This is a genomic window from Bradyrhizobium sp. HKCCYLRH2015 (assembly GCF_051168215.1).
Lineage (GTDB): Bacteria > Pseudomonadota > Alphaproteobacteria > Rhizobiales > Xanthobacteraceae > Bradyrhizobium.
The window spans coordinates 669,042-689,583 of sequence record NZ_JBNPUO010000001.1 but is presented as its reverse complement, the minus strand read 5'-3'; the positions used below and the strand labels follow the sequence as shown (position 1 = coordinate 689,583).

The window sequence follows — 20,542 nt, the reverse complement described above, 5'->3', positions numbered from 1 at the left end:
GCTTCTTGATCATAGCCGTCGAGTGGCATCATGAGTTTATTCGTGATCGCCATCGGCGCGCGCCCCCTCGCAGTCGTGACAGCGGCTCGACCTTTGGCTTCCCTACGCCGCCTGCCAGGATCCACCGCCCGAGCGGCGGCGCGTGCCGGAGTAAGGCTTCCGCTCGCTGCGCCCGCGCCCCTGCGGCTCGTCGTATGCGATGCACATAAGGCCGTAGGCGTCGGAGCCGTGGGAGCTCCAATCGTGGTTGGGGCCGAGGCCCACGTTGCGCTCATCGTCCGAGCGCTTTTCGTGGTACCAGCCGAGCGCCTCGCGGCCGGCTTCTGTGGTGTCAGCGTTGAACCAGACCTTCGGGAAGATGCGGCGGGCCGTCTCGATGCGCGCCTTTGCAGCGCCGCGGCCCTGGTTCGGGATCACGATGACGTCGAAGCCGGCTTCCCGCAGCGCGCCTTCGTAGGAGGTGGCAAAGACCTTGTCGCCCTGCGCGCCATCGTGCGGCAGATGGATCAGCGCCGAGCCGTAGCCGCGCTCGCGCAGCCAATTGACATGCGTCGCCAGCGGCTGGCCCTGCGCCTCGTAATAGTCGAGAACGTTGACCTTCTGCCCGACGAATTGAGCAATCCAGATCGCCGCGGCGTCTGCCGTCGCGCCGGTGCCGCCGATGTCGAAAAACGCCTGCACCCGCATCAGCGGATCGCGTGCGACCGCGTCAATGCGCCGCTCCGCCTTCGCCTGCGCCAGGCTCGGGGCGTAATAGGCGCCCTCAACGACCGTGCGCATTCCGCCTTCCCAGATCCATTCGTATTGATCGGGACGGTTCGCCAGATCGTCGCGCCGCGTGGTGTCGAGGATCGAGGGAAACCACGGATTGTCGCGCCAATTCAGCTCAACGATTTTTGCGCCGGCCGGCGGGTTCGCGCGGAAGCGCTGATGGGTTGCGCTCTTCTTCCGCTCCGGATTCCAGGTGACCCAGATTTCCGCGCCTTCCTCGCGCACGGTCGGGATTGCCTTGGTCCAGGCGACTTCGGAAACGCTCTCCGCCTCATCGACCCACAACAGCAGGATGCGCGCTTTGGACTTGATGCTGTCGAGATTGTGCCGCAATCCAACGAATGCGAACGAGATTTTGCCGCATTTCGTGCGAATGTAGTTGATCCCGACGTCGAAATGAGCCGCAAGCCAGGGCGTCGAGCGAATGGCCGCCGCAATCTCCGCGAACGAGCTATCGGCCAGCGAGTTCATGAACTCACGACCGCACACGACCAAGCCAGAGCGCCCCTCCTCCGCCCACATATGCGCGCGGATCGCCGTCATCAGCGCAAACGAGCGCGTCTTGGCCGAGCCGCGCCCGCCATACGCCCCGCGAAACATCGCTTCCCCGGTGAAAACCGGGACGAGCTTCGGAGGCAGCATGACGCGCGCGGTGCTCACGGATCAGCCCTCACGACCGGCTTTGCGAGTGACGATGACGCGATAGAGCGGTTGCGCGCCGCTGCCATCGGCAATCGCTTTCGCGTACCAGTGCTCCGCCTCCGCACGAGTGCGGCCGCAGGCGATCCACTGCGGGGGCTGTTCGGTAACGGCCAGGATGTAGACGTTCATCAGGCCGTGCCCTCGCGATCCGGGAAAGGCGCCGGCACAAGCTCAATCCTGGTGATCTTGGTTTCCGACTTGATCGGCTCGCCGTTGACGCCGGACAGCTCCGAGCGATCCGCAAGCCCGAGATCACGCGCGATAATCGCGGGGTTCAGCAGCTCGGCCGCCGCGCCCTGGAACTTCTGCGTCCGGATCATCTCGTCTACGCGCGTACAGACTTCTGAAAAACCTTCGCGCTTGCGATAGTCCGCCCAGGTCTGCGGGACGATATCCAGGAAAATGCAGAGTCCTGACACGGACATAGCCCGCATCTTGGGAATTTCGGCCGTGAGGATGCCGTCCTTGGACGAGAACGCCCTGGTCTCGTACAGAGGATTCTCCTCTACCCACGTGAAATACTCCACGCAGGCGGCCAACAGGATGTCAGGCGAGGAGAACAGGAGATCGCGCCCATGCGTGGTGCGAGCCATCCAGAAGCGGTTTCCAATCGGCGCGGCCATCAGGACACCAACCAATGGACCAGCGACCAGGCGCACATACAAGCAGCGACAAAGCCAGCGGCTCCGATGCCAGCGAACAACCAAATTCCATGCAGGTTCACAGCGGCCTCACAGCGCGTTCGTGTACTGGCCCATGACGGACAGGAAATCGTCGGTCTGAGCGTCGATCTTGTCGGCGAAGTTGCCCACGGCCTGGAGCGCGTCGCGCTGTCGCTGCAGCGACACCTGAAGCCGCGCAACGTTGGCCGCATGGCCTTCTGCCATCAGCCGAACGTGGCTCTCCATGATCTGCGCGACGGATTGAGCCACAGAGCCTGTGTGACCGGCCGGCGACACGACAGGAGCCGGAGCGGGTTTGTCAGGGATCGCGGCAACGGGAGCAAGCTTGAGCGCATTGCGCACCGCCGCCTCAATCTCGGCATCCGACGCCGCGGCATCGGCCGAGGCCGAGTAATCGCCCCAGCGCAGGAGGATGCGCCCGCCCTGCAGCTCCATGTTCAGGCTCTCGATGCCATGGACATCAGCAAGCCGCGTCTTGAGATCGGCAATCGACATTCTCAGCCCCTCAAACGTGTGAAGTGGTTGCGGGGGCCGGATTTGAACCGGCGACCTGGGCGGCATGAACGCCCCGAGCTGTCCGAGCTGCTCTACCCCGCAGAAAAGTCGCTGACGCATTCGGCCCGCCGGCTGGCCCTACCGACCGGATCAACCCATGAGGACAAAGCATCGCATCGCCCACGTGGTCCCCGGCTTTCGCTTGGAATGAAACGACCCGTCGAAGGAAAACGCGAAAGCGCCGTCCGCCTCAATTGGCCCGCCCGAACGAATGAGATAATTGCGGGAATAACAACTCTCTACGCGTGACCGAGCACCGGCCCCACCATCATCAGATTGTCCACGACTGCTTGCACGGACGGTACGCCCGGCTTTGTGCCGGCGGCATATTCCGGAGACACGACGAAAATCCCCTTTCCGCCCTGCGGCCAGATGAACGCAACGCCGTTGCGCCTCACCTCCACCATCAGGCCCGGCATGCAAGCTTGCACCGCGTCCGCAAGCGCAAGGATTTGGCGCCGGCTCTCATCCGCGAAATCGCTCCGCTTCATCCCAATCCCCTCCCCCGAGCGCGGCCGATCATCGCCGACAGCCGCTCAGCGGCACGGGCCCTCGCACAGGTCGGGCAGACATGTTCGCTTGCCTTCTCGCCGATCTGCCAACCGAGCTTCTCAAATTTCCGCTCGACCAATCGACGCTCGAAATCGCTGTCACGGCCATTGCTGCACCTGACCGTGTTCATTGGGACACGCGCCACCGCGCCGCAGCTGCACGAGATCCGATAGCCGCGCCGATTCTCGACGCTCACAGGCTCAAACAGCTTCGCTTTCATGCTTTCTCCCCCATTTCAGAACAGGCCAGAAATTGCGATGGCGCGCGCCGGCTGCTTATCGAGCCGAACAAAGTGCCCCGGGATCGCGCACGCGCGCAGGATCTCCGCGTCTTCATCGCCGTAAGCGATCAGCACAGATGGAGCGCCGCTGTTCGCTGCGGCGCGCGTGCCGTCAACGTGATGGAAGTAGAGCCGCCCCTGCACGAACAGGACTGCCCTCGCGCTTTGCCATACCGTCTCAAAGAACAGCTCGGTTTCCGTCCGCGCGAAGATGAGCGCCATGCCGCGATTGTGCTGCACCATCCGGCGCATCCAGGGGCCAACGATCGGCGGCGGCCCATATGGCGGGTTCAACCAGACGCGCCCCTTCCACGGCTTCAGCAAGCCGTTGTCCTCAACCGTGTAGTGCTCGCGCGCCATGTCCCACGGCCGGACAATCGGTGCACATGGGTCAAGGTCGAACGGACCGAGCGCGGCCAATATCGGTGGCGGCGTCAACCATTCGTCTTTCACCATGGCGGAGCTCTGGTGCCCGCCCATCCCCGTCACACGTCCCACGATCTTCCCCATCATGCCGCGGCATTCGCCGCCAACTTCCGCCCGTCAGGCCCGAGCCCGTGTTTCGCCAGCAGCTCGACCGACGCCCGGCAGCCCAGCATTCCAGGCTCAGGCCCTGCCCAGCGCGACCACCGGCGGATCCGCGCGAACATCCGCACGGCCTCCTCGATCTGATCAGGCCCCGCCTCGCTGGCCCGCGCCGCCGCGACCGCCGCGTGATCGTCCCAGCGCTGCTGATTGAGCCACGTCACCGCCTGCGGGACGAACCGCGTCCCGATGTTGCCGCGCGCGGCCTCATCGGCGGCAAGCTTGCGCGCGGCATCGATCATCACTTGCGGATCACCGCCGGACTTCACCAGCGCATCGAACTTCACCGCCGCCGGCTTGCGCGGGTTCGGACCGTCGCGGCGCGGATAGGCCGTCCAAAATTCGTCGAAACGAGACGGCTCGCGCGCCGGTCGCGGCGCGTCGGCGTCCGACCGAGAGAGTTCTTTCTTATCTGATTGTGGTTGTGATTGTGATTGGTAGGACAATGCTTGTAGCTCTGCTGTAGCATTGCTAGAGCTTTGCTGTGCTGTTGCCTTGGCATTGCCGCCGGCACGGCCAGCATTGACCCGTCGAAGGTGCTTTTCGGCCGCGGTTTCGCGCTCTTTGTCGATCCGCTTGTGGTTCCAGCGTCCCGCCTCGATCTGGAAGAACGGGGCAAGCTTCTGGCGGAGCCGCTGCCAATCGCCTAGCGAAAGCCTAGCAATGCTACACAGGGTCTCATCGTCGTCGGGCGGAGCGCCGTTCGACCAATAGTCGAGGATCAGGAGCAGGTATGCGCCATGCGCTTCCGTCGTGAGGCGCGCCGTGTCGCGGAGGTAGTCGCCGACGTAGAATGGAAACCACGGCTGGCTCATGACTGTTGCAGCTTCCATTCCTTTGGATCGTACGATGCAATGAGGTCCGCGGCGTCGCGCGGAATATTGATTTCGATACAGGTGATGCGATCACGTCCCGCCATCTGATCGGCGAGCGCTCGCGTCGCGTAGATTGATCCCATGGCGCCGTTGAGCGGCACGTAGACGTTGGCCCAAAGTTTCAAAGCTCGCCTCTCAGCTTGCCGTCGAGGAATGCGCTAAGCTCGCCTGCTCTCTCACGTCGCCTCCCCACTGCCCCGCCATCGCTCTGGCGATTCCCTGATAGGTGCGGCTACGGCGCTTCCAACGGTCAGCGCTTTGCCCGGCGCGGTGAACCTGCGACCAGGCCTTGTGCTCGGCGGTGCCCGGTCGCGGTGGCGTGAGCCGGCGCGTCGGCGCGAGCGGCGCGAGGTTCTTCAGATAGAGGCCGGTAGCCTTGAAGGCCGGATCTCCGAACCACCACGGCTGAATGGTCTGCGTCGGCGGTCGGTAATTCGCGATGCGCTCCTTGGCGTACCGGTGCATCACCGGGTTCTCTACGGCGATCCGGTCGATAGGCGCGTTCCAACAGGCCGAGAACAGCGCCGCGCCCTCGTCGAGCTCGGCCCACATATCGGCCAGCGTCCGGCCGGGTGGCGGCACGGAAAGCCAGCGTACGCCGCTGTTGCACAGCCGCGTGCAGGGCGGATGCATGATCGCGAGGAAATCCCATCCCACGTCGAGGTAGTCGCGAACATCGCCAACGATGTGCCGGTTGCTGCCGTCTTCAGCCGGCAGAAGATCACAGGACCATACATCGTGCCCGAGTGAGGCGAACGCGCGCCGAACCATCCCCGATGTCTCGCACCCGATGAGGCACCTCACGGAGACACCCCGCTTGCCTCTACCGACTGAGACTTCTCTGCGTCCCGCACCCGCGCCAGCTCGCCGGCGACGAAGCTTTCCAGCAGCCCAAGCGCCTCCGCGATTTCAGCCGTGTCCAACTTCCGCGCCCACATTCGCACAATGCACTCAATGATCTCATCGAGCGCCCCGCCATATTCCGACGCGGGGGCGATGAGCCGCGTCAAGGTCGCAACGTCATGCGCTGCCGCCGCATCGGCCCACACCTTCTTCGGCACCAGGCGAGAGGCGTAGAGCACGGTCGTGTGGTCGCGCGAGAAGCTTCGCCCAATGGTCGGCATCGAATGCGGCGTCAGCTCACATGCGAGGTACATTGCGATCTGACGCGGCCACGCCACCGCCGCCGATCGGCGGGGCGACACCATGTCAAGCAACCGCAACCCGAAATGCGCGCACACCGTTTTCTGAATGTGCTTGATGCTGGGATACTTCGCTTGAACCGCTGCAGTGGCAGTGCCTGCACCTTGCTCGCTGCTTGGGCGCTCGACCGTTGTTGAAGCGGAGTTTCTTGCTTCCGCCTGCTTCTGCTGCAGCAGCGCGGCGGCCCGCTCGCTGATTGCGAGCTGGAATTTCCGGCGGCGTTCCAAAGCATCAACCTGAGTTGGGGTTGGCCCGATCATTGGCGCCCCCCAGAAAACATCTCACTCGGTCCCACCGCCACCGCACAGCATGCGAGCCACGCGCTCGAGGCGAGCAATATCCTCGCGATAAAAGTCCGGGTTCTTGGCATTCAGTCCCCCAATGATTGATCGATAGCGTCCGACCAGCGAGAGCGCGTCCTTCCGCGCCTGCATGATCTCCGCCGCCTTCCGGACATCGCGCGCCGCGTGGTGCTCCGGATCACTGATTTCGCCGTACCAAAGGCTCTTGACCGTCCGGAACGACACTGTCTCGACGCGCGTCCGAAGCGTGTCTTTGACTGCTCTTGGCACCCGCGAGAGCCAGCTTTCGCGCGTGTCACCCCACTGCCGCGGGCCTGCTAAAATCGAGATCTCGGTACGCATGCACTTCCCCTCCGGAATCCTTTTCCAACAATTGGAGAGCTCGCGGCCTCTACTCCGGCCATGAGCAGCGACAATGATCCCCTGCCCTTCCAGCCGATCGGCACGTTCGCCGCGCGGCTGCTACAGAGCGACAAACAACAAAATGAAAACTGCGAAGGCGATACCGCCACCGGTCGCGACGATCAGCAGCAAACAGGCGAGCACCGCGAGTATGTCGAGAAGCGCTTGCGCGAACTGGCCGCGTTCGAGCGGCGAGCACGCGGCGAAAGCAACCGCAGATAGGTCAGTACGAGGCTTCATGTCGCTCCTCCCAAAGATATCGATGGCGAACCTGAGTGCGAGGCGTCGCGTAGTCCTGATCGAAATACCCGCTGCTGCTCTGCATCGCCTCGCGCTTATCCCGCGCTCGTCGGCGCCAGACGCTTTCGCGAATGCCCTTGCCAATCTTCTTGCGGGTTTGTTCGCTGGTATCGCTCACTGCGCCGCCTCCGCACCTGGAGCCGGATAGATGTCTGGACGCAGGAGATGCCGAGGCACACCGGTGGCCCGCTCGACCATGAGCACCCTTGCGGCAGGCACCTGCTTCCATTGAGCAACGGCCTGCGGAGTGATTTCGCTGTTGAGAGCGCGAGAGAGCCCGGTGTTACCCTTGGCAGCCCGTTTCGCTTCGCCCAACGCGAGCGCTTTCAATTCGGAGATGTCTCGATCTTCGCTCATGCCGAATTGAAAGCATAGCTTTCAATGGAATGCAAGCAGCTCTTTCGATGAAAGTTTTGAACGGATCGTCCATGGTGCCAGCCATGGGAAACTTGGCCAACAGGATCAAATTCGTCCGCAAGCGCGCTCGCCTGTCGCAGGAGCGTTTTGCGGAGACGCTCGGCACCGTTGACGGGGTGAAGGTGTCCCGCGGCGCGGTCGGCAATTGGGAGCTTGGAAAGGGCATCAGCCGGGCGAATCTCGCCGCGATCGCTGACAAGTTCGCCGTGCCGCTCGATTGGCTCGAATTTGGACGCGGCGAGATCCCCGAAACTGTTAACTCACCTGCCGAACCGGGGTTGACGGCGGGAGAAAAGCCATACAACGTTACCGTTCAACCGCAGCAGAATGCTCGCATCGGCGAGGCCGCGCGCGGGTTTGCAAGAATTCCGATCCGCGGCGTGGCGATGGGCGGCAAAGACGGTTACGTGATTTTGGGCGAGCAGTACCTGGGCGAAGTTCTTGCGCCTCCGGCCCTCGCCGACGTTCCGGACGCTTACGCCGTCTATATGGTCGGCGACAGCATGCTGGAGCGCTACCGACACGGCGAGGTCTGCTTCGTGCACCCCTATGCGCCGGTCCGGCGCGACGACGATTGCGTGATTCAGATCAGCATGGGTGACGGCGAGCCACCCCACGGCTTTGTCAAACGCTTCATCTCCATGGACGGCAAGCAGCTCAAGGTTCTGCAGCTCAATCCGCGGAAGGTGCTGACCTGGCCGCGGTCGAAGGTGATTGCGGTTCACCGCATCATCATGGGCGGCCCGGCTTAAGACCGCAGCCGCCACCGCCCTGCCCGCCCCGCATATTCCGGACCGAATCGGGCTGTCGCTCATGCTTTCATTTTTTTGAAAGCTATACTTTCATTTCTGCTTGCCGTGAATTGAAAGCTATGCTTTCATTGTCTCCATCAGATCGCTGGAGACCTCGCCATGTCGGGCTACTATGCCGCCAATCCCCACTACGCCGCTCCGGACCGCAGCGAGGATCGTGAACGCCAGGAGCGTGCCGAGGAAACCGCGCTCTGGTACTTCCAGAGCGCCACCAAGCTCCAGAAATCGGCTTATGACGCCGCGATGGCCGAGGCGGTGCGGCTCTCCGGAGACGCCTTCTACTCCGCGCGCGACGCAGCGGATAAGGCGTGGCGCACCGACACTGCAGCCGCCCGCTCGCTGTTCGATGAGACGGTCGCGGAAGTCCTCCGCACCGGCGAGGTTTCCGAGGAGACTGGCGACCGCTGGCAGGAGATCGAGGACACCGCCGAGGCGCGGGCCCGCGCCAGCGCGATCATGTCGAGCATTGATGCAGCGATCGACGCGATCAAGGCGGCCTGATCATGAGCAATCTCGTCTCTGCATCGTACGAAACAAAAATCCCGCTTGATGCCGGCCCAACCGTCACGACCTACGGCGAATTGAACCGCGCCTATGACTTCTTCAACGATCGGCTGTTCGGCGGAGAGCTTCCGCGCTGCCTGATCACGATGCAGCGGCACAAGGGCGCCTACGGCTACTTCTCGCCGGAACGCTTCGGATCGCGCGACGGCGAGGTGGCCGACGAAATCGCCCTCAACCCCACACATTTCTCAACGCGCACCGTGCGGCAGACGCTGTCAACCCTGGTGCACGAGATGTGTCACCTCTGGCAGAAGCACTTCGGCAGGATGCCGCGCCGCGCCTATCACGACAAGCAGTGGGCGAAGAAGATGCACGAGGTGGGCTTGCACCCGTCGTCGACGGGCGCCCCCGGCGGCAAGCAGACCGGGCAGCACGTCTCGCACTTCATCCTTGATGACGGCCCGTTCGCGCGCGCGTTCGACGAGTTCGAAAAGCTCGGGATGAACGAGCTTTTCGGCGATCGCCTGAAGATCAGCGAAAGCGACGCGGCCAAGACGGCCCGCGAGAAGAAGAAGGCCAGCAAGACCAAGTTCACCTGCCCGGATTGTGAACTCAACGCGTGGGCCAAGCCCGACGCGCGGATCATGTGCGGCACCTGCGAGGTGCCGATGGAAGCCGAAGAAGCCGAGGAGAACGACTGATGGACGCCGAACGCCTGCCCCCCGAGAACGTCAAGCCGATCCGCAGCCGGCGCATGGTCGCCGCCCAGACGCATCCCTCCCCTGCTCCGGCGCAGCCTGCCGGGACGCTCGACATCGTCCGCGCCGCCATGGCAACCGGCGACGTCGACATGCTGCGCGAGGCGGCGCAGCTCGCGAAGGAGCTGGACGCCATCGCGGCGCGAAAGGCGTTCAACAATGCGCTCGCGGACGCGAAGACACAGCTTCCGACTATCCGCCGCAATAGGATGGTTGACGAAACACGCGGCTCTGATCGCGCCACCTACTCCTATGAGGACTTGGCCGAGGTGGTTGAAGCCGTCGTGCCGATCCTCAGCGCCCACGGTCTTTCCCACCGTTGGAAGCTGTCGGGCAGACCCGGCGAGCCGGTGTCGGTGACATGCGTTATTTCGCACCGGGATGGCCATCAAGAGGAGAACGAGATCTCCGCCAACGCGGACCAGACCGGCGGAAAGAACAGCATCCAGGGCATCAAGTCGGCGGTGTCCTATCTTGAGCGCATCACCCTCATGGCATCGCTTGGCCTTGCATCGAAGGGGGGCGACGACGACGGCCGCGGCACCAACGCGCCGGCAAGCTTCACCTATGCCGCTCCTCCCGGTTCGATCACCGAGGAGCAGGCCGCGTTCATTCGCACCGCTCTCAAGGAGAAGAACGCGAGCGAATGCGCATTCCTGCAGTTCGCGGCCAGCAAGGGGATCTTCTCCGATGGCCGCAAGCAGACCATCACCGAGATCCCCGCCGAGAAATACGGCTTCTGCATCAATACCATTGCCGGCTTCAAGAAGGCCTGACCCATGAACGCGATCATCACGCTCGAAACCATCTTGGAGCCGGCAGCCGTGCCGGTCATCACCGCGGAAACGCTGTTCGGCACCGGACAGGTTGAAACCGTCCTTGGCGCGATCGAGACCCAGGCGCGCGCCGACGTCATCGACATTTCCACCGGCGCCGGCCGCGATGCGGTGAAGTCGCTCGCCTACAAGATCGCCCGCTCGAAGACGATTCTTGACGACATGGGCAAGGAGCACGTCGCCGAGATCAAGAAGCAGGCAGCCAGCATCGATGCCGAGCGCCGCACGATCCGCGACCGGCTGGACGCGCTCAAGGACGAGGTCCGCAAGCCGGTGACGGATTGGGAAGCCGCCGAGCAGGCCCGCATCAGCGGGCACGAAAACACCCTCGTCGCCATCATCACGGGAAGTGCGCCGACGCCCGGCGCGGGGTCTGCCGCCGTCAGAGCACGCCTCGATGCCGTCCGCTGTCTCGCGACCCGCGATTGGGAGGAGTTTTCCGAACGCGCCACGACGGCAGTTGCCGACGCGACTGCAAAGCTCTCCGACGAACTTGCCGCGGCCGAGCAGCGCGAGCGCGACGCGGCCGAGCTTGAGGCGCTTCGCCGCGAGAAGGCCGAGCGCGAGGCCCACGACATCGCCGAGAAGGCCCAACGGGAGGCGCAGGAGCGCGCCGAGCGCGAGTGCCAGGCTGCCGCCGAGCTGGAGCGTCAACGCGCCGAGCAGGCAGAGCAGTGGAAGCGGGAGGCCGAGGAGCGAGCCCGCATCGCCGCAGAGCAGGCCGCCGCCCGCGCTGTGGAGCAGGAGCGCTTGCGCGTCGCGGAGGAGAAGGCCCGCGCGGAACTGGCAGAGCGCAGGCGCGCCGAGAACAAGCGACGCCGCGAGAAGGTTCACGCGGCGGTCAAGGAAACGCTGGCCGTCATCGTCGGAGAGCACAGCGAGGCCGCCGGCCCCGCTGCCACGCAGGCGGCCGAGGCGATCGTCGACGCCATCGCCGCCGGCACCATCCCCCACGTCTCGATCAACTACTAAGGGCCAGGGCAATGCAGATTTTCGATTGCGAGCAGAATTCCGAAGAATGGTTGCGCGCCCGCATGGGCATCCCAACCGCCTCTTGCTTCTCCCAGGTGCTGGCGAAAGGCGAAGGCAAGACCCGCCGCAGCTACATGCTGAAGCTGGCCGGCGAGATCATCACCGGCCAGCCCATGGAGGGATTTTCCAACGAGCACACCGAGCGCGGCCATGAGATGGAGCCCGAGGCGCGCGACCTCTACGTTTTCCAGACCGGCGCCGAGTTGCGCCGCGTCGGCTTCATCCGCAACGGCCGCGCCGGCTGCTCGCCTGACAGCCTGATCGGCGAGGATGGCGGCTTGGAGATCAAGACCAAGCTGCCCCACCTCCTCATTGACGCGATCCTGAAGGACGAAATTCCGAGCGAGCACGTCGCCCAGGTGCAGGGATCGATGTGGATCGCCAAGCGGGATTGGTGGGATGTCGTGATCTACTACCGCGGCGTGCCGCTGTTCGCCAAGCGGGCTCGCCGGGACGAGCGCTACATCCAGACCCTCGCAACCGAAGTGGACCGCTTCAACGCCGAGCTCGACGCCACGGTGGCGAAGATCCGCAGCCGAGGGGAGCCGGTCGCGGCATGAGCGCCCCTGCCCTCGCGGGCTGGCTGATCGCCACCCGCTCCGCGATCATCCTTTGGGTTCAGGTCGCCGTCATCCCGTTCGAGATCGCACACGATGCGATCGATGCAGAGCTGCGACGTCAAGGGATCGAACCATGAACCGGCGAGCCGAAATCGTCCTCAACACGCCGGCCGATCGGCAGACGGCAACCCATTGGATCGAGCACGCGCCGCCGGGATCGCGCATCGTGTTCAAGGGGCCACAGCGCACCTTGGAGCAGAACAGCCGGCTCTGGGCAATGTTGACAGACGTCGCCCGACAGAAGCGCATCAACGGCCGGCGCTACTCGACCGACCAATGGAAGGTCATGTTCCTCAAGGCTTGCGGCCAGGAGGCGCAGTTCGTCCCGTCGCTCGATGGGACCGGCTTCATCCCTTACGGGCAGTCATCATCTGATCTGACCGTCGCGGAGATGTCCGACCTCATCGAATTCATGTTCGCGTGGGGAGCCGAGAACAACGTGGTTTGGAGCGATCCGCAGGAGAGCGCGGCATGACCTGGACCGATCGGGCGCGGGAGGAGATCCGCGCCATCACCGCGGACCTGCCGAAGGACATGCCGTTCAAGGAACGGGCAAAGCGCCTGCGCGAGAGCTACCCTTTCGCGCGCCGCAACGGCCGGGCCTACAAGGCGTGGTGCAGGGAGCAGCGCCGCTACCTCGCCCAGTTCGAGCCGCCGGCCAACAGCAAGCGGTTTCCGCTGACGCCCCTGGAGCAGATGATTGCAAGGGCGAAGCAGTGAGCGAGACCGCACGCAGCGTCAAGGAATGGATCGGCAAGACGCCCGACAGCCGGCCGCCGCCGCACGTCCGGTTGCGCATCTTCGAGCGCAACAAGGGCCGCTGCCATTGGTCAGGCCGGATCATCCGGCCGGGCGATGAGTGGGACGTGGACCACGTCATTGCGCTGATCAACAGCGGCGAAAACCGCGAAAGCAACATGGCGCCGATCCTGCGCGGCAAGCCGCATAAGGAGAAAACGGCCCAGGACGTGGCCGAAAAGTCGCGGGTCTACCAAAAGCGAGCGCGGCATGTCGGGCTGTTCCCGAAGCCGCGCACCAAGATCAAGAGCCGCGGTTTCGAAAAGGCGCCGCCACAGCGCAAGGCATCTTCACCGGTCGATAAATGGAAGGGGTTTTAGTGAACAAACGATCCGCCCCGCGTAAGCGGCCAACAACATGTCAGCCAGGCTTAACGGATTCAACGGGAGCTCTTGAGGGATTTTTCGTAGGCCAGTGCTTCGGTCCTCAAATCCTGAAGGGCTTCCGAACCCCCGCCAATTTTGGGGTGCACCATGACCATACGGACGGCGTCACGGGAGTACTTCACCTCAACTTCGTGCTGATACGTCGACCCCTTATGAGGCCAATTCAATGGAAAGCTCTGGCAACGGAGGGCTCCGTTGTCTCGCTCGTACCACCAGACCGTGACGACATCCTTGCTCATGTCGGCACCGTAGCACGAGACCAACCGCGGCGGAAAGGCCGCGCGCCGGTCAACAAATGGAGGGGTTTTTGAGGCCGACCAAAGAGCCCATTGCGCAGGTCGTAAACAGGATAAGCCAATTGCCGCTTGCAAAGCGCCGGCAGGCGCTGATCGAGGCCATGCAGCGGGAGAAAGGTGTATTCCGCCGCAACCAGCTCACCGCCGTGCTGCAGGATTTGACGGCGCGCGTCATCAGGCAGGAAATGCGGAGGCGAAGCACATGAGCGGCGAGACGAAGGCACGATGATGCAGAGGAACCGTTGCAAGATCGCCGGCGCCGTCGCACGCTTGGGCGTCGAGGCCCGGACCGTGCGCGACATGGCGGCGGCCGGGCAGATTCCCGGCGCCGCGAAATTCCGGGGCACCTGGACATTCGACCTCGCCCTGTTGGATGCATTTGTTTCTGAGAAGGAGCGTGAGACGTGTCAAAACAGCCGAAGGCCCCAAAGGGCTGTTACTGGCGCGAAGATGTCCTCTGGGGCCGGATACAAACCGGCGGCCGCGACTACCGATGGTCACTACGCACAGACAATCCGAAAGTTGCGGCAGAGCGTCGGAAGATCGAGCGCGCGCGCGTCGTAGCGTCGCAGCGCTACGGCGACCACCGGCGCACGTTTGCGGACGCGCTGGAAGCGTGGGGCCGATTCGTCGCCGACAAGGTCAGCCCCAAGACGTTGACGCGCTATCTGTCCTCGCTGGCAGTCCTGCAGCCCCACTTGGAGGGGATGTATCTGGACGAGATCGACAAGAAGCTAATCGGCGGCATTGTCGAGGCCCGGAAGAACACCCCCTATGTCCCGCGCGGGAAAAAGCACCCGATCCGGGTCAAGGTCGCAACCATCAAGCGCGACCTCACCGCCCTGTCCTCGGTGTTTGACTTCTGTGTCGACGAGGAGTGGATCCAGGCCAACCCGGCAATGGACTGGCTGAAGCCGGGCCACCGGAAGAAGTCGCGACTTCAGGAGCGGCGCGACCCGATCGTGTTGCCGGACCCCGCGCATATCGAGATGGTGATTGCCAAGGCGCCCGGCCTGTTCGCCCAGATGATCCGTACCGCGCTCAACACCGGCGCCAGGCTCGACGAACTCGCCAAGGGACAGCGCCGGCATTTCGACCGCGACCGCCGGCAGCTCACCGTCATCGGCAAGCGCAACAAGCTGCGCGTGATCGACCTGGAGGACGCCGGCCAGGATCTCGGTTTCCGCCTTCTCTCGAATCTGCCGGTGAGCCTGGAAACGAAGGCCCTGTTCTGGCACCGGCCGCCGCCGGGCAAACGCCAGGACGGAGAGCCGGCTGCCCGGCCCTACAGCCAGGTGTCGAGCAACTTCCGCCGGATCGTGTCCGCAACCGCCAAACAGGCACGAGAACAGGCACAGGATTTCAGGCCCTTCCGCTTCCACGATCTGCGCCACGTTCATGCAGTGAACTGGCTGAAAAGCGGCCGATCCATCTATGTTTTGCAGCAGCGCTTGGGCCACACCAGCGTCAAGACCACCGAGATGTATCTCGCCTACCTGACCGCCGAAGAGAAACACCGCGTCATGTTCGGCACGGTTACCACAGGCACAAATTCAGGCACCGAAACAGCGGTTGAGAGCGCCTAAATCAACCGCAACATGTTGAACTAATAGCACAAACTGAAATAGGAAAGCGCTGCGGCGGAGGGTTTTGTAAACCGAAGGTCGGGGGTTCAATCCCCTCAGCCGGCACCAGCTTCCGTGCAGTTGGGATTTGCTGCGGCAATGGCTGTCACCGGCTTTAGGCGTCAATTCGCCCTCGTCCTGGCGGCTGGCTTGGCGATGCCGCTCGCCGACGGCGGCCTGGGCGCAGTCCACTCTGGATCCGGCAACGGCCCGCCGCCCTCGCCGGTCGCTCCGATGAGTTGGCCGGGCACCTGATCAGTGACCAACGCCCAACCTTGCGTCGCGCAGAACAGCCCGAGCAGACAGCCCTTGACCGCCAGAATCTTCGGGCCATCGCGCCAGATCGAGACAGCATAGGTCTTGCCGTCCTCGGCGTTGTAGACCTCGCCGCTGTGGCGGCCGTCGGCGTTCAGCTTCAGGCCGAGCAGCATCTGGTGGCCGAGCAGCAGACGGCCGCGCCTGGCCGGATCGGGATTCAGCCGGTCGCGGAACGGCTGCCCCTTGGCATCCGCCACCTCCTTCATCCAGACGATGTAGCCGCAGACGCGGTCGGCCATCGCGCCACAGCGCTCGATGCGGACGCGGGCGCGGCCGTCCTCGGTCAACCATGTGCCGACCGGATCGCCGACGGGAGCGGCGTGACCACGGCCCTCCGCCATCGACAGCAGCAGACTGACGACGATGCGCAACCCGACGCGCAGAACGAATCTCAATGTCATGTCCAGGGACCTCATTGTCTCCATGGCCTCGAGCCACGCGCTCGTCCGATGCGGTGCCATCTGCCCGCGCGGCGCGATCGTTCGCACGGCCCGCTCACTGGAGCTGTGCGACCAGGGCCTCGGCGCCCTTGTCGATCCCGGCCTCGGCGGCCGCGAGCGCACCAACGCTGGCTTTGATGTCGTAGGGCGAGGGATATTGCTTGCTGACGAAGACGCTGAGCAGTCGTCCGCTCGCGGCATCGAAAATCTCCGCCGCATAGAACACCGAGCCGGTCAGTAGTCCTTCTCCGTCGCGTGCACTCTGCACGCCGTTGTAGACGGCTCCGGCGAGATCGAAGCGGGAGGCGATGCCGAGCACCGGCGTGTTGGCGACGGCGCCGGTCAGGGTCAGCCGCACGCGCAGGGTATTCGGCCCACGCTGATGGACGATCTGGAAGCGTGTCGAGAGACTTTCCAGGAAGCGCTGCTGCATGTAGGCGGCAAGCGCAGCCTTGTCCCGATCGGACATGTCGCCGAACTGGTGATCCGCGCCGCGATAGATCACGACCGGATCGAGTGTCACCTTGTCGTAGCTGCGCCAGTCGGCGGCGGCCGCGTAGCGGTAAGGCACCCGGCCCGATGGATCGGATGTGTTGGGCGCCAGATAGCGCGCCGACGCCACTCCGGAATAGGCCACCGGCGTCACCGTGTTGCACCCCCCGCAGAGGCCCGCTGCGGCGATCGCAGCGAAGCCGGACATCCGAAATCGACTCCTCATCCCCTTCTCCACGACTGCGGCGCCGTTGCCAGCGCCTCACATGATCATCTCTATAAACCGACTAGACGGTTTGTAAATAGCAAATCGAATGAGAAGGAATGCGCGGTCGACACGGACTTCCGGCGGCATCGAGCGCCATCGGACGCAAGCCAGCCCGACTTCGCTCAGATCGAACCGTCCAAGGCTGGAGATGGCGCCGAGCTCGAGGGTGTCACCGCTCCCCGGTCGTCCCGGCCTGCCGGAATGCAGTCCATTGCTGGTCGTCGAGCAGGCGGGCAAACAGACGGTCCAGGTCCGGCTGCTCCAGCGGCGAGACGCGCAGCATCGTCATCAAGGCAAGCCCACGTGCCGCCGCCCATCGCAGGACCGCGAGATCGGCGTCATCGGCCTCGCCGCGGATCTCGGCAACTCTCTCGGCATCCTTGGCACGGGCATCGGCCAGCAATCCCGGCTCCTGGGCGAGCGCCCCGAGCATGGCCTGCGCCACCGAATATTGCTGTGCGATCAGCTCCCGCGAGATCGCGATCTGCGTCGCGAGCTCGGGCTGATCAGCCGCTTTGCCGGCTTCAGCCCTGTACCTGCTGGCGAATTCGTCGAAATGCAGGAATTGCTGTTCCAGCAGAGCCTTGAGCACCGCTTCCTTGTTGGGAAACTGGTGCATCAGGCCGCCCTTGCTCAGCCCGCTCTCGCGGGCGATGGCGTCGAGCGTCAGCCGCCCCGGACCATCGCGGGCGATGATGGTGAGGGCGGCGGTGAGCGCGGCCTTGCGCGACCGCTCGGAGCGTGAAGGGTTGTCCATCGAAGACTGCGAAGTGCCCGGACGGTGCACGAAGGTTGCGAGCAGATGATCCCCGAAGTCCGGGGCGGCTCGGTCATAGGGGCGAGCCGCCCTCCTCTGTCAAGAAGAGCTCCGGAAAAACCCGCCGCTTAGGAACCATTTGTACGCGACTGGATTTCCGGTATCGCCTTTCGCGGGTGGGGACGAAACGGGTTCAGACTGTGGCAATATTGTTGTCACATCTCACCTAGAACTCCTGCTTATCCCCAGAAGTCACTGGTCTTCAACTTGATTTCGTCAGCCGCTTTTGTTGCAATTGAGGCATCGGGGGACAAGCGTCATGACGTGGAAGGAAGAGCGTGATGCGCTGATCGCGCAGACCATGGCCTTCGTGCAGTCGGTCACCGGCAAGCCCGCCGACTTCGCCCAGTTCGAGCTGCCGACCGTTCCGGTCGGCACCCCCATCACACCGCAGCAGGCCGTGGCCGGTCGCCCGACGCATGCCGCTGTCGAGCACGTGATGGCCAACACCGTCGAAACCGAGACACGTCGCGGCGGCAACGTGCAAGTTGAGATCCCCGATGCTGTGGGGGAGCCTGCAAGGCCGAGAGCGCCCGACGCCGTCGCGTCCGAGGCTTCGTTCGCCACCGCGAGCCCGGTCCCTGCGGAGCGTTTCACAAGCATCGCCTCGCAGCTCGATCTCCAGCGCGACATGCAGGCGGAGATTCGCGCCCGCGTCGCGCGCTTCCGGGCCCATCAGGAGCGCTTCAATCGGGAGCGTCAGGAATATTTCAGCGCGACACTCGCGCGCCTGAAAGCATCGGCCGGACGGAGCGCCCTCCCTGAGGACTAAAGGCGACCGCGCCAAGGATCTAAAATGGCCGAGGGTGCACAAACGTATCCGCAATCGACACGCCGGCTCACAGCCAGGCGCACAGCAGCGCCACATTGGCGACGAAGGCGAGCAGCAGCCCAAAGGCGAGCGTCAGCTGGATCCGCCCGCAGAAGATGTGGAGATCGGTTCCCATGGGCTTAACCATCTGGCGATTCTAGCCCCGGAGTCCCACGGATTCTTTTTTCAAAAATTTAGGACTCGTTTACGACTCGGCCGCCCGAAAAGGCCCCTTTCCTGCCTCAGGCGCGCCAGTGTCTCGCTGCACGTGCCGTTCATTCTCGGTTCATCCTTCGCTTCTCCGGAGCTGTTTGGAATGCCCTACGCGCTGTTTTGCAACGACGCCAAGTTGAGCAAGGCCTATCCGACCGAGGGAGACGTCTGGAGGCTGGCGCGGCAGAGTGGGCTGGTGGTGGACGTGATGATCAATGCGCGATCGACCGCGCATCTGCAGCTCGACAATGATTACGAGATCCGGCCCTGCGCCGCCGAGCCCGAGGAAGATCCCTGGCAGAACCGTGCCGAAGCCGAGCAGGAGTTCAACATCCCGTTCGCATCCTGAGCGGCTGCGGCGGGAAGCGCGCCTTGGATGATACCATTGGCTCTGTGTACGGCTGATCCCCGAGCCTCGGCGTGCCCAGACCGAAGCCGCCGGCAGAAGACATTCACGCATTCATGCCCGTCCGCTCCCGCGGACGACTTGCCTTGATCAAGGATTTTTCGACAGACAGACCCGCGATCAGCGGGCAGCCGGAGCTGCCCGCTGGAAGGTCGCCATGAAGCCCGTTCTCAGGGCGTCGCCGTCGCCAGCGATACCGTTTCGGCCGGAAGGGCGACACAGGCGCGCTTGCGGCTGACGCCGCGGATCGCGCCGGTCACCTTCAGCACCTTGCCCGACGGGCAGGACGCGGTTTGCACCAGCGCCACCTCGTAGGGGGCCAGCATCAACGGTTCGGACTTCAGAACGGTCTGGGCGGAGCACGGCAAAACAGCCGCCGACAACAACAGCACGGACACCAAGATACGCATGTGGGATGATCCATCAAACCGGCGGACTGATAATATCAACTGATGGCGAAAGTTTCACGAAGGTTTGAAAATTTTTTCGCACCGCGTGAGCGTCCTCGAAACCATCGCCGGCCACCCGCCGGACAGCAACACGCCCGCACCAGACGGCGCGGGCGTGTTGGAATTGAGGCGCGATACGCTCGACCCGGAAGCCGTCGGCCAGGGGCTCGCGACCTCGCTTAGTACTTGCTGGCGGCCGGCCCGCCCCAGCCGAAGCGGTAGTTCACGCCGACCTTGACCGTATGCTCGTCGCTGTTGAAGCGGCTGCCCACGACCGGAGCCGGTCCGCCCGTGAAGGTCGTATTGCCGAAATTGTAGTACTGGTATTCGGCCTTGGCCGACCAGTTCGGCGCGAACATGTATTCGAGGCCGGCGCCGACGGTGTAGCCGTCCTTGGTATTGCCGGACGTGGTGAAGCCCGTCGGCACGCCGGCGACGCTCACCCCGAGATTGTTGCCGTCCCGCCAGGCGTAACCGCCCTTGGCGTAGAGCAACGCCGGTCCCCAGGTGTAGCCGAGACGGCCGGTGACCGAGCCGAGCTGGTTGGCGCCGGTCGAGGTCACAACCGTCGCCCCCGGGAAGCCGAAATTGGTCGTGTTGCGGTCCATCCAGCTGTACTGGGCCTCGATGCCGAGCACCCAGTTCGGGGCAAACTGGTAGTCGAAGCCACCCTGCACGCCGCCGAGAAAGCGCCCGTTGTTGCCTTCCAGGCTATTGTTGCCCGCGAAGGCGCCGCCGAGGTGACCACCGAGATAGAAGCCGGTCCAGTTGTAGATCGCCTGAGGGGGCGTGTAGACCGGCGCCTTGGTGTAGGTGCGCGGAGGCATGTCGGCGGCGAAAGCCGGGGCAGCCAAGGTGGTCAAGGCCACTGCACTGATCAAAAACCGCTTCATGGGACGTCCCCGTTATTCGTTTGCGACATCTATCGAACATCATGGCCGCATTTGGGTTGCCCGGCGGCGGTGACGCAGCTGTGATTGCTGCTGCGGTGTCACCAGAGGGCAACAAAGGCCTTTTGTTCCATAGGCTTCCCG

35 protein-coding genes and 1 tRNA gene are annotated in these 20,542 nt (G+C 64.0%); 15 read left to right on the top strand and 21 right to left on the bottom strand.

Annotated elements, in window-relative coordinates; all coding sequences use genetic code 11:
• Positions 1 to 102: 102 nt before the first annotated feature.
• The 13 genes from ACQR1H_RS03150 to ACQR1H_RS03090 form a co-directional block, all read right to left on the bottom strand.
• A complete protein-coding gene (locus ACQR1H_RS03150; protein ID WP_434907112.1) occupies positions 103 to 1,431 on the bottom strand; it encodes a PBSX family phage terminase large subunit in 1,329 nt (442 codons plus the stop codon).
• A gap of 3 nt (positions 1,432 to 1,434) precedes the next feature.
• Positions 1,435 to 1,602, bottom strand: coding sequence for a hypothetical protein (locus tag ACQR1H_RS03145; protein WP_434907111.1), 168 nt, complete (start codon positions 1,600 to 1,602; stop codon positions 1,435 to 1,437).
• Complete coding sequence (locus ACQR1H_RS03140) at positions 1,602 to 2,096, bottom strand: terminase small subunit (protein WP_434907110.1); 495 nt, start codon at positions 2,094 to 2,096, stop codon at positions 1,602 to 1,604. The genes ACQR1H_RS03145 and ACQR1H_RS03140 overlap by 1 nt, the downstream gene beginning before the upstream one ends.
• A gap of 108 nt (positions 2,097 to 2,204) precedes the next feature.
• Positions 2,205 to 2,651 (bottom strand): hypothetical protein, encoded by a 447-nt coding sequence (locus ACQR1H_RS03135; protein WP_434907109.1) that lies wholly within the window; start codon positions 2,649 to 2,651, stop codon positions 2,205 to 2,207.
• A 24-nt stretch (positions 2,652 to 2,675) separates the two neighbouring features.
• A tRNA-Met gene (locus ACQR1H_RS03130) sits at positions 2,676 to 2,753 on the bottom strand.
• Positions 2,754 to 2,950: 197 nt separating this feature from the next.
• Positions 2,951 to 3,202, bottom strand: a complete 252-nt coding sequence (locus ACQR1H_RS03125) for a hypothetical protein (RefSeq protein ID WP_434907108.1) — start codon at positions 3,200 to 3,202, stop codon at positions 2,951 to 2,953.
• Positions 3,199 to 3,483: a hypothetical protein gene (locus ACQR1H_RS03120; protein WP_434907107.1), complete on the bottom strand. Its 285-nt coding sequence runs from the start codon at positions 3,481 to 3,483 to the stop codon at positions 3,199 to 3,201. Before ACQR1H_RS03120 ends, ACQR1H_RS03125 begins: the two co-directional genes overlap by 4 nt.
• Positions 3,484 to 3,498: 15 nt before the next feature.
• Entirely contained in the window at positions 3,499 to 3,999 is a 501-nt protein-coding gene (locus ACQR1H_RS03115) for a DNA N-6-adenine-methyltransferase (RefSeq protein WP_434907106.1), read from the bottom strand.
• A 53-nt stretch (positions 4,000 to 4,052) separates the two neighbouring features.
• The gene (locus tag ACQR1H_RS03110; RefSeq protein WP_434907105.1) at positions 4,053 to 4,943 is read right to left on the bottom strand and encodes a YdaU family protein; all 891 of its coding nucleotides are present in this window, start codon (positions 4,941 to 4,943) and stop codon (positions 4,053 to 4,055) included.
• Complete coding sequence (locus tag ACQR1H_RS03105) at positions 4,940 to 5,128, bottom strand: hypothetical protein (protein WP_434907104.1); 189 nt, start codon at positions 5,126 to 5,128, stop codon at positions 4,940 to 4,942. Before ACQR1H_RS03105 ends, ACQR1H_RS03110 begins: the two co-directional genes overlap by 4 nt.
• 10 nt (positions 5,129 to 5,138) lie before the next feature.
• Complete coding sequence (locus tag ACQR1H_RS03100; RefSeq protein WP_434907103.1) at positions 5,139 to 5,774, bottom strand: hypothetical protein; 636 nt, start codon at positions 5,772 to 5,774, stop codon at positions 5,139 to 5,141.
• A gap of 29 nt (positions 5,775 to 5,803) precedes the next feature.
• Complete coding sequence (locus ACQR1H_RS03095; protein ID WP_434907102.1) at positions 5,804 to 6,466, bottom strand: helix-turn-helix domain-containing protein; 663 nt, start codon at positions 6,464 to 6,466, stop codon at positions 5,804 to 5,806.
• Between the two features lie 21 nt (positions 6,467 to 6,487).
• Entirely contained in the window at positions 6,488 to 6,850 is a 363-nt protein-coding gene (locus ACQR1H_RS03090) for a hypothetical protein (RefSeq protein ID WP_434907101.1), read from the bottom strand.
• 60 nt (positions 6,851 to 6,910) lie between these two features.
• On the opposite strand from ACQR1H_RS03090, the gene ACQR1H_RS03085 reads away from it, so the two are divergent.
• Positions 6,911 to 7,132: a hypothetical protein gene (locus ACQR1H_RS03085; protein ID WP_434907100.1), complete on the top strand. Its 222-nt coding sequence runs from the start codon at positions 6,911 to 6,913 to the stop codon at positions 7,130 to 7,132.
• Position 7,133: 1 nt separating this feature from the next.
• On the opposite strand, the gene ACQR1H_RS03080 is transcribed toward ACQR1H_RS03085, so the two are convergent.
• A complete protein-coding gene (locus ACQR1H_RS03080) occupies positions 7,134 to 7,328 on the bottom strand; it encodes a hypothetical protein (protein WP_434907099.1) in 195 nt (64 codons plus the stop codon).
• Positions 7,325 to 7,567 carry a transcriptional regulator gene (locus ACQR1H_RS03075; RefSeq protein WP_434907098.1) on the bottom strand — a complete coding sequence of 81 codons (243 nt, stop codon included), beginning with the start codon at positions 7,565 to 7,567 and terminating at the stop codon, positions 7,325 to 7,327. Before ACQR1H_RS03075 ends, ACQR1H_RS03080 begins: the two co-directional genes overlap by 4 nt.
• Positions 7,568 to 7,614: 47 nt before the next feature.
• Between ACQR1H_RS03075 and ACQR1H_RS03070 the strand changes: the two genes are divergently transcribed.
• The 12 genes from ACQR1H_RS03070 to ACQR1H_RS03015 all read left to right on the top strand — a co-directional run bounded on the left by ACQR1H_RS03070 (position 7,615) and on the right by ACQR1H_RS03015 (position 15,255).
• The gene (locus tag ACQR1H_RS03070; protein WP_434907097.1) at positions 7,615 to 8,379 is read left to right on the top strand and encodes an XRE family transcriptional regulator; all 765 of its coding nucleotides are present in this window, start codon (positions 7,615 to 7,617) and stop codon (positions 8,377 to 8,379) included.
• Between the two features lie 159 nt (positions 8,380 to 8,538).
• Complete coding sequence (locus tag ACQR1H_RS03065) at positions 8,539 to 8,940, top strand: hypothetical protein (RefSeq protein WP_434907096.1); 402 nt, start codon at positions 8,539 to 8,541, stop codon at positions 8,938 to 8,940.
• Positions 8,941 to 8,942: 2 nt separating this feature from the next.
• Entirely contained in the window at positions 8,943 to 9,644 is a 702-nt protein-coding gene (locus tag ACQR1H_RS03060; RefSeq protein ID WP_434907095.1) for a SprT-like domain-containing protein, read from the top strand.
• 53 nt (positions 9,645 to 9,697) lie between these two features.
• Positions 9,698 to 10,477 (top strand): ERF family protein, encoded by a 780-nt coding sequence (locus tag ACQR1H_RS03055; protein WP_434907094.1) that lies wholly within the window; start codon positions 9,698 to 9,700, stop codon positions 10,475 to 10,477.
• A 3-nt stretch (positions 10,478 to 10,480) separates the two neighbouring features.
• Entirely contained in the window at positions 10,481 to 11,509 is a 1,029-nt protein-coding gene (locus ACQR1H_RS03050) for a hypothetical protein (protein WP_434907093.1), read from the top strand.
• Between the two features lie 11 nt (positions 11,510 to 11,520).
• Positions 11,521 to 12,129 carry a lambda exonuclease family protein gene (locus ACQR1H_RS03045; protein ID WP_434907092.1) on the top strand — a complete coding sequence of 203 codons (609 nt, stop codon included), beginning with the start codon at positions 11,521 to 11,523 and terminating at the stop codon, positions 12,127 to 12,129.
• Positions 12,126 to 12,266, top strand: coding sequence for a hypothetical protein (locus ACQR1H_RS03040; RefSeq protein WP_434907091.1), 141 nt, complete (start codon positions 12,126 to 12,128; stop codon positions 12,264 to 12,266). Before ACQR1H_RS03045 ends, ACQR1H_RS03040 begins: the two co-directional genes overlap by 4 nt.
• Positions 12,263 to 12,664: a recombination protein NinB gene (locus ACQR1H_RS03035; protein ID WP_434907090.1), complete on the top strand. Its 402-nt coding sequence runs from the start codon at positions 12,263 to 12,265 to the stop codon at positions 12,662 to 12,664. The genes ACQR1H_RS03040 and ACQR1H_RS03035 overlap by 4 nt, the downstream gene beginning before the upstream one ends.
• Entirely contained in the window at positions 12,661 to 12,909 is a 249-nt protein-coding gene (locus ACQR1H_RS03030; RefSeq protein ID WP_434907089.1) for a hypothetical protein, read from the top strand. The genes ACQR1H_RS03035 and ACQR1H_RS03030 overlap by 4 nt, the downstream gene beginning before the upstream one ends.
• A 71-nt stretch (positions 12,910 to 12,980) precedes the next feature.
• A complete protein-coding gene (locus tag ACQR1H_RS03025) occupies positions 12,981 to 13,307 on the top strand; it encodes an HNH endonuclease (protein WP_434907088.1) in 327 nt (108 codons plus the stop codon).
• A 373-nt stretch (positions 13,308 to 13,680) separates the two neighbouring features.
• Positions 13,681 to 13,875: a hypothetical protein gene (locus ACQR1H_RS03020; protein WP_434907087.1), complete on the top strand. Its 195-nt coding sequence runs from the start codon at positions 13,681 to 13,683 to the stop codon at positions 13,873 to 13,875.
• Positions 13,876 to 14,073: 198 nt separating this feature from the next.
• The gene (locus ACQR1H_RS03015) at positions 14,074 to 15,255 is read left to right on the top strand and encodes a tyrosine-type recombinase/integrase (protein WP_434907086.1); all 1,182 of its coding nucleotides are present in this window, start codon (positions 14,074 to 14,076) and stop codon (positions 15,253 to 15,255) included.
• 161 nt (positions 15,256 to 15,416) lie between these two features.
• Here the strand turns inward: ACQR1H_RS03015 and ACQR1H_RS03010 are convergent, their stop codons facing one another.
• From ACQR1H_RS03010 to ACQR1H_RS03000, 3 genes are all read right to left on the bottom strand, one after another.
• Entirely contained in the window at positions 15,417 to 16,013 is a 597-nt protein-coding gene (locus ACQR1H_RS03010) for a DUF2147 domain-containing protein (RefSeq protein WP_434892408.1), read from the bottom strand.
• Between the two features lie 94 nt (positions 16,014 to 16,107).
• Positions 16,108 to 16,752 carry a DUF3313 domain-containing protein gene (locus ACQR1H_RS03005; protein WP_434907085.1) on the bottom strand — a complete coding sequence of 215 codons (645 nt, stop codon included), beginning with the start codon at positions 16,750 to 16,752 and terminating at the stop codon, positions 16,108 to 16,110.
• 229 nt (positions 16,753 to 16,981) lie between these two features.
• Entirely contained in the window at positions 16,982 to 17,569 is a 588-nt protein-coding gene (locus ACQR1H_RS03000; RefSeq protein WP_316177033.1) for a TetR/AcrR family transcriptional regulator, read from the bottom strand.
• Between the two features lie 319 nt (positions 17,570 to 17,888).
• On the opposite strand from ACQR1H_RS03000, the gene ACQR1H_RS02995 reads away from it, so the two are divergent.
• A complete protein-coding gene (locus ACQR1H_RS02995) occupies positions 17,889 to 18,401 on the top strand; it encodes a hypothetical protein (protein WP_316237696.1) in 513 nt (170 codons plus the stop codon).
• 67 nt (positions 18,402 to 18,468) lie between these two features.
• Here the strand turns inward: ACQR1H_RS02995 and ACQR1H_RS02990 are convergent, their stop codons facing one another.
• The gene (locus ACQR1H_RS02990) at positions 18,469 to 18,576 is read right to left on the bottom strand and encodes a hypothetical protein (RefSeq protein ID WP_041750859.1); all 108 of its coding nucleotides are present in this window, start codon (positions 18,574 to 18,576) and stop codon (positions 18,469 to 18,471) included.
• Positions 18,577 to 18,756: 180 nt separating this feature from the next.
• On the opposite strand from ACQR1H_RS02990, the gene ACQR1H_RS02985 reads away from it, so the two are divergent.
• Entirely contained in the window at positions 18,757 to 19,002 is a 246-nt protein-coding gene (locus ACQR1H_RS02985; protein WP_315714645.1) for a hypothetical protein, read from the top strand.
• 227 nt (positions 19,003 to 19,229) lie between these two features.
• On the opposite strand, the gene ACQR1H_RS02980 is transcribed toward ACQR1H_RS02985, so the two are convergent.
• On the bottom strand, positions 19,230 to 19,469 hold the full coding sequence (locus tag ACQR1H_RS02980; RefSeq protein WP_315737532.1) for a DUF6719 family protein: 240 nt from the start codon (positions 19,467 to 19,469) through the stop codon (positions 19,230 to 19,232).
• Positions 19,470 to 19,687: 218 nt separating this feature from the next.
• Entirely contained in the window at positions 19,688 to 20,401 is a 714-nt protein-coding gene (locus ACQR1H_RS02975) for an outer membrane protein (protein ID WP_315801032.1), read from the bottom strand.
• Between the last annotated feature and the right edge of the window lie 141 nt (positions 20,402 to 20,542).

Bases quoted from the DNA above. Each gene is read 5' to 3' on its own strand.
- ACQR1H_RS03145 (WP_434907111.1), bottom strand. From the start codon at position 1,602: ATGAACGTCTACATCCTGGCCGTTACCGAACAGCCCCCGCAGTGGATC.
- ACQR1H_RS03140 (WP_434907110.1), bottom strand. From the start codon at position 2,096: ATGGCCGCGCCGATTGGAAACCGCTTCTGGATGGCTCGCACCACGCAT.
- ACQR1H_RS03135 (WP_434907109.1), bottom strand. From the start codon at position 2,651: ATGTCGATTGCCGATCTCAAGACGCGGCTTGCTGATGTCCATGGCATC.
- ACQR1H_RS03125 (WP_434907108.1), bottom strand. From the start codon at position 3,202: ATGAAGCGGAGCGATTTCGCGGATGAGAGCCGGCGCCAAATCCTTGCG.
- ACQR1H_RS03120 (WP_434907107.1), bottom strand. From the start codon at position 3,483: ATGAAAGCGAAGCTGTTTGAGCCTGTGAGCGTCGAGAATCGGCGCGGC.
- ACQR1H_RS03115 (WP_434907106.1), bottom strand. From the start codon at position 3,999: ATGGTGAAAGACGAATGGTTGACGCCGCCACCGATATTGGCCGCGCTC.
- ACQR1H_RS03110 (WP_434907105.1), bottom strand. From the start codon at position 4,943: ATGAGCCAGCCGTGGTTTCCATTCTACGTCGGCGACTACCTCCGCGAC.
- ACQR1H_RS03100 (WP_434907103.1), bottom strand. From the start codon at position 5,774: ATGGTTCGGCGCGCGTTCGCCTCACTCGGGCACGATGTATGGTCCTGT.
- ACQR1H_RS03095 (WP_434907102.1), bottom strand. From the start codon at position 6,466: ATGATCGGGCCAACCCCAACTCAGGTTGATGCTTTGGAACGCCGCCGG.
- ACQR1H_RS03090 (WP_434907101.1), bottom strand. From the start codon at position 6,850: ATGCGTACCGAGATCTCGATTTTAGCAGGCCCGCGGCAGTGGGGTGAC.
- ACQR1H_RS03085 (WP_434907100.1), top strand. From the start codon at position 6,911: ATGAGCAGCGACAATGATCCCCTGCCCTTCCAGCCGATCGGCACGTTC.
- ACQR1H_RS03075 (WP_434907098.1), bottom strand. From the start codon at position 7,567: ATGAGCGAAGATCGAGACATCTCCGAATTGAAAGCGCTCGCGTTGGGC.
- ACQR1H_RS03070 (WP_434907097.1), top strand. From the start codon at position 7,615: ATGAAAGTTTTGAACGGATCGTCCATGGTGCCAGCCATGGGAAACTTG.
- ACQR1H_RS03065 (WP_434907096.1), top strand. From the start codon at position 8,539: ATGTCGGGCTACTATGCCGCCAATCCCCACTACGCCGCTCCGGACCGC.
- ACQR1H_RS03060 (WP_434907095.1), top strand. From the start codon at position 8,943: ATGAGCAATCTCGTCTCTGCATCGTACGAAACAAAAATCCCGCTTGAT.
- ACQR1H_RS03055 (WP_434907094.1), top strand. From the start codon at position 9,698: ATGGTCGCCGCCCAGACGCATCCCTCCCCTGCTCCGGCGCAGCCTGCC.
- ACQR1H_RS03050 (WP_434907093.1), top strand. From the start codon at position 10,481: ATGAACGCGATCATCACGCTCGAAACCATCTTGGAGCCGGCAGCCGTG.
- ACQR1H_RS03045 (WP_434907092.1), top strand. From the start codon at position 11,521: ATGCAGATTTTCGATTGCGAGCAGAATTCCGAAGAATGGTTGCGCGCC.
- ACQR1H_RS03040 (WP_434907091.1), top strand. From the start codon at position 12,126: ATGAGCGCCCCTGCCCTCGCGGGCTGGCTGATCGCCACCCGCTCCGCG.
- ACQR1H_RS03035 (WP_434907090.1), top strand. From the start codon at position 12,263: ATGAACCGGCGAGCCGAAATCGTCCTCAACACGCCGGCCGATCGGCAG.
- ACQR1H_RS03030 (WP_434907089.1), top strand. From the start codon at position 12,661: ATGACCTGGACCGATCGGGCGCGGGAGGAGATCCGCGCCATCACCGCG.
- ACQR1H_RS03010 (WP_434892408.1), bottom strand. From the start codon at position 16,013: ATGACATTGAGATTCGTTCTGCGCGTCGGGTTGCGCATCGTCGTCAGT.
- ACQR1H_RS03005 (WP_434907085.1), bottom strand. From the start codon at position 16,752: ATGTCCGGCTTCGCTGCGATCGCCGCAGCGGGCCTCTGCGGGGGGTGC.
- ACQR1H_RS03000 (WP_316177033.1), bottom strand. From the start codon at position 17,569: ATGGACAACCCTTCACGCTCCGAGCGGTCGCGCAAGGCCGCGCTCACC.
- ACQR1H_RS02995 (WP_316237696.1), top strand. From the start codon at position 17,889: ATGACGTGGAAGGAAGAGCGTGATGCGCTGATCGCGCAGACCATGGCC.
- ACQR1H_RS02990 (WP_041750859.1), bottom strand. From the start codon at position 18,576: ATGGGAACCGATCTCCACATCTTCTGCGGGCGGATCCAGCTGACGCTC.
- ACQR1H_RS02985 (WP_315714645.1), top strand. From the start codon at position 18,757: ATGCCCTACGCGCTGTTTTGCAACGACGCCAAGTTGAGCAAGGCCTAT.
- ACQR1H_RS02980 (WP_315737532.1), bottom strand. From the start codon at position 19,469: ATGCGTATCTTGGTGTCCGTGCTGTTGTTGTCGGCGGCTGTTTTGCCG.
- ACQR1H_RS02975 (WP_315801032.1), bottom strand. From the start codon at position 20,401: ATGAAGCGGTTTTTGATCAGTGCAGTGGCCTTGACCACCTTGGCTGCC.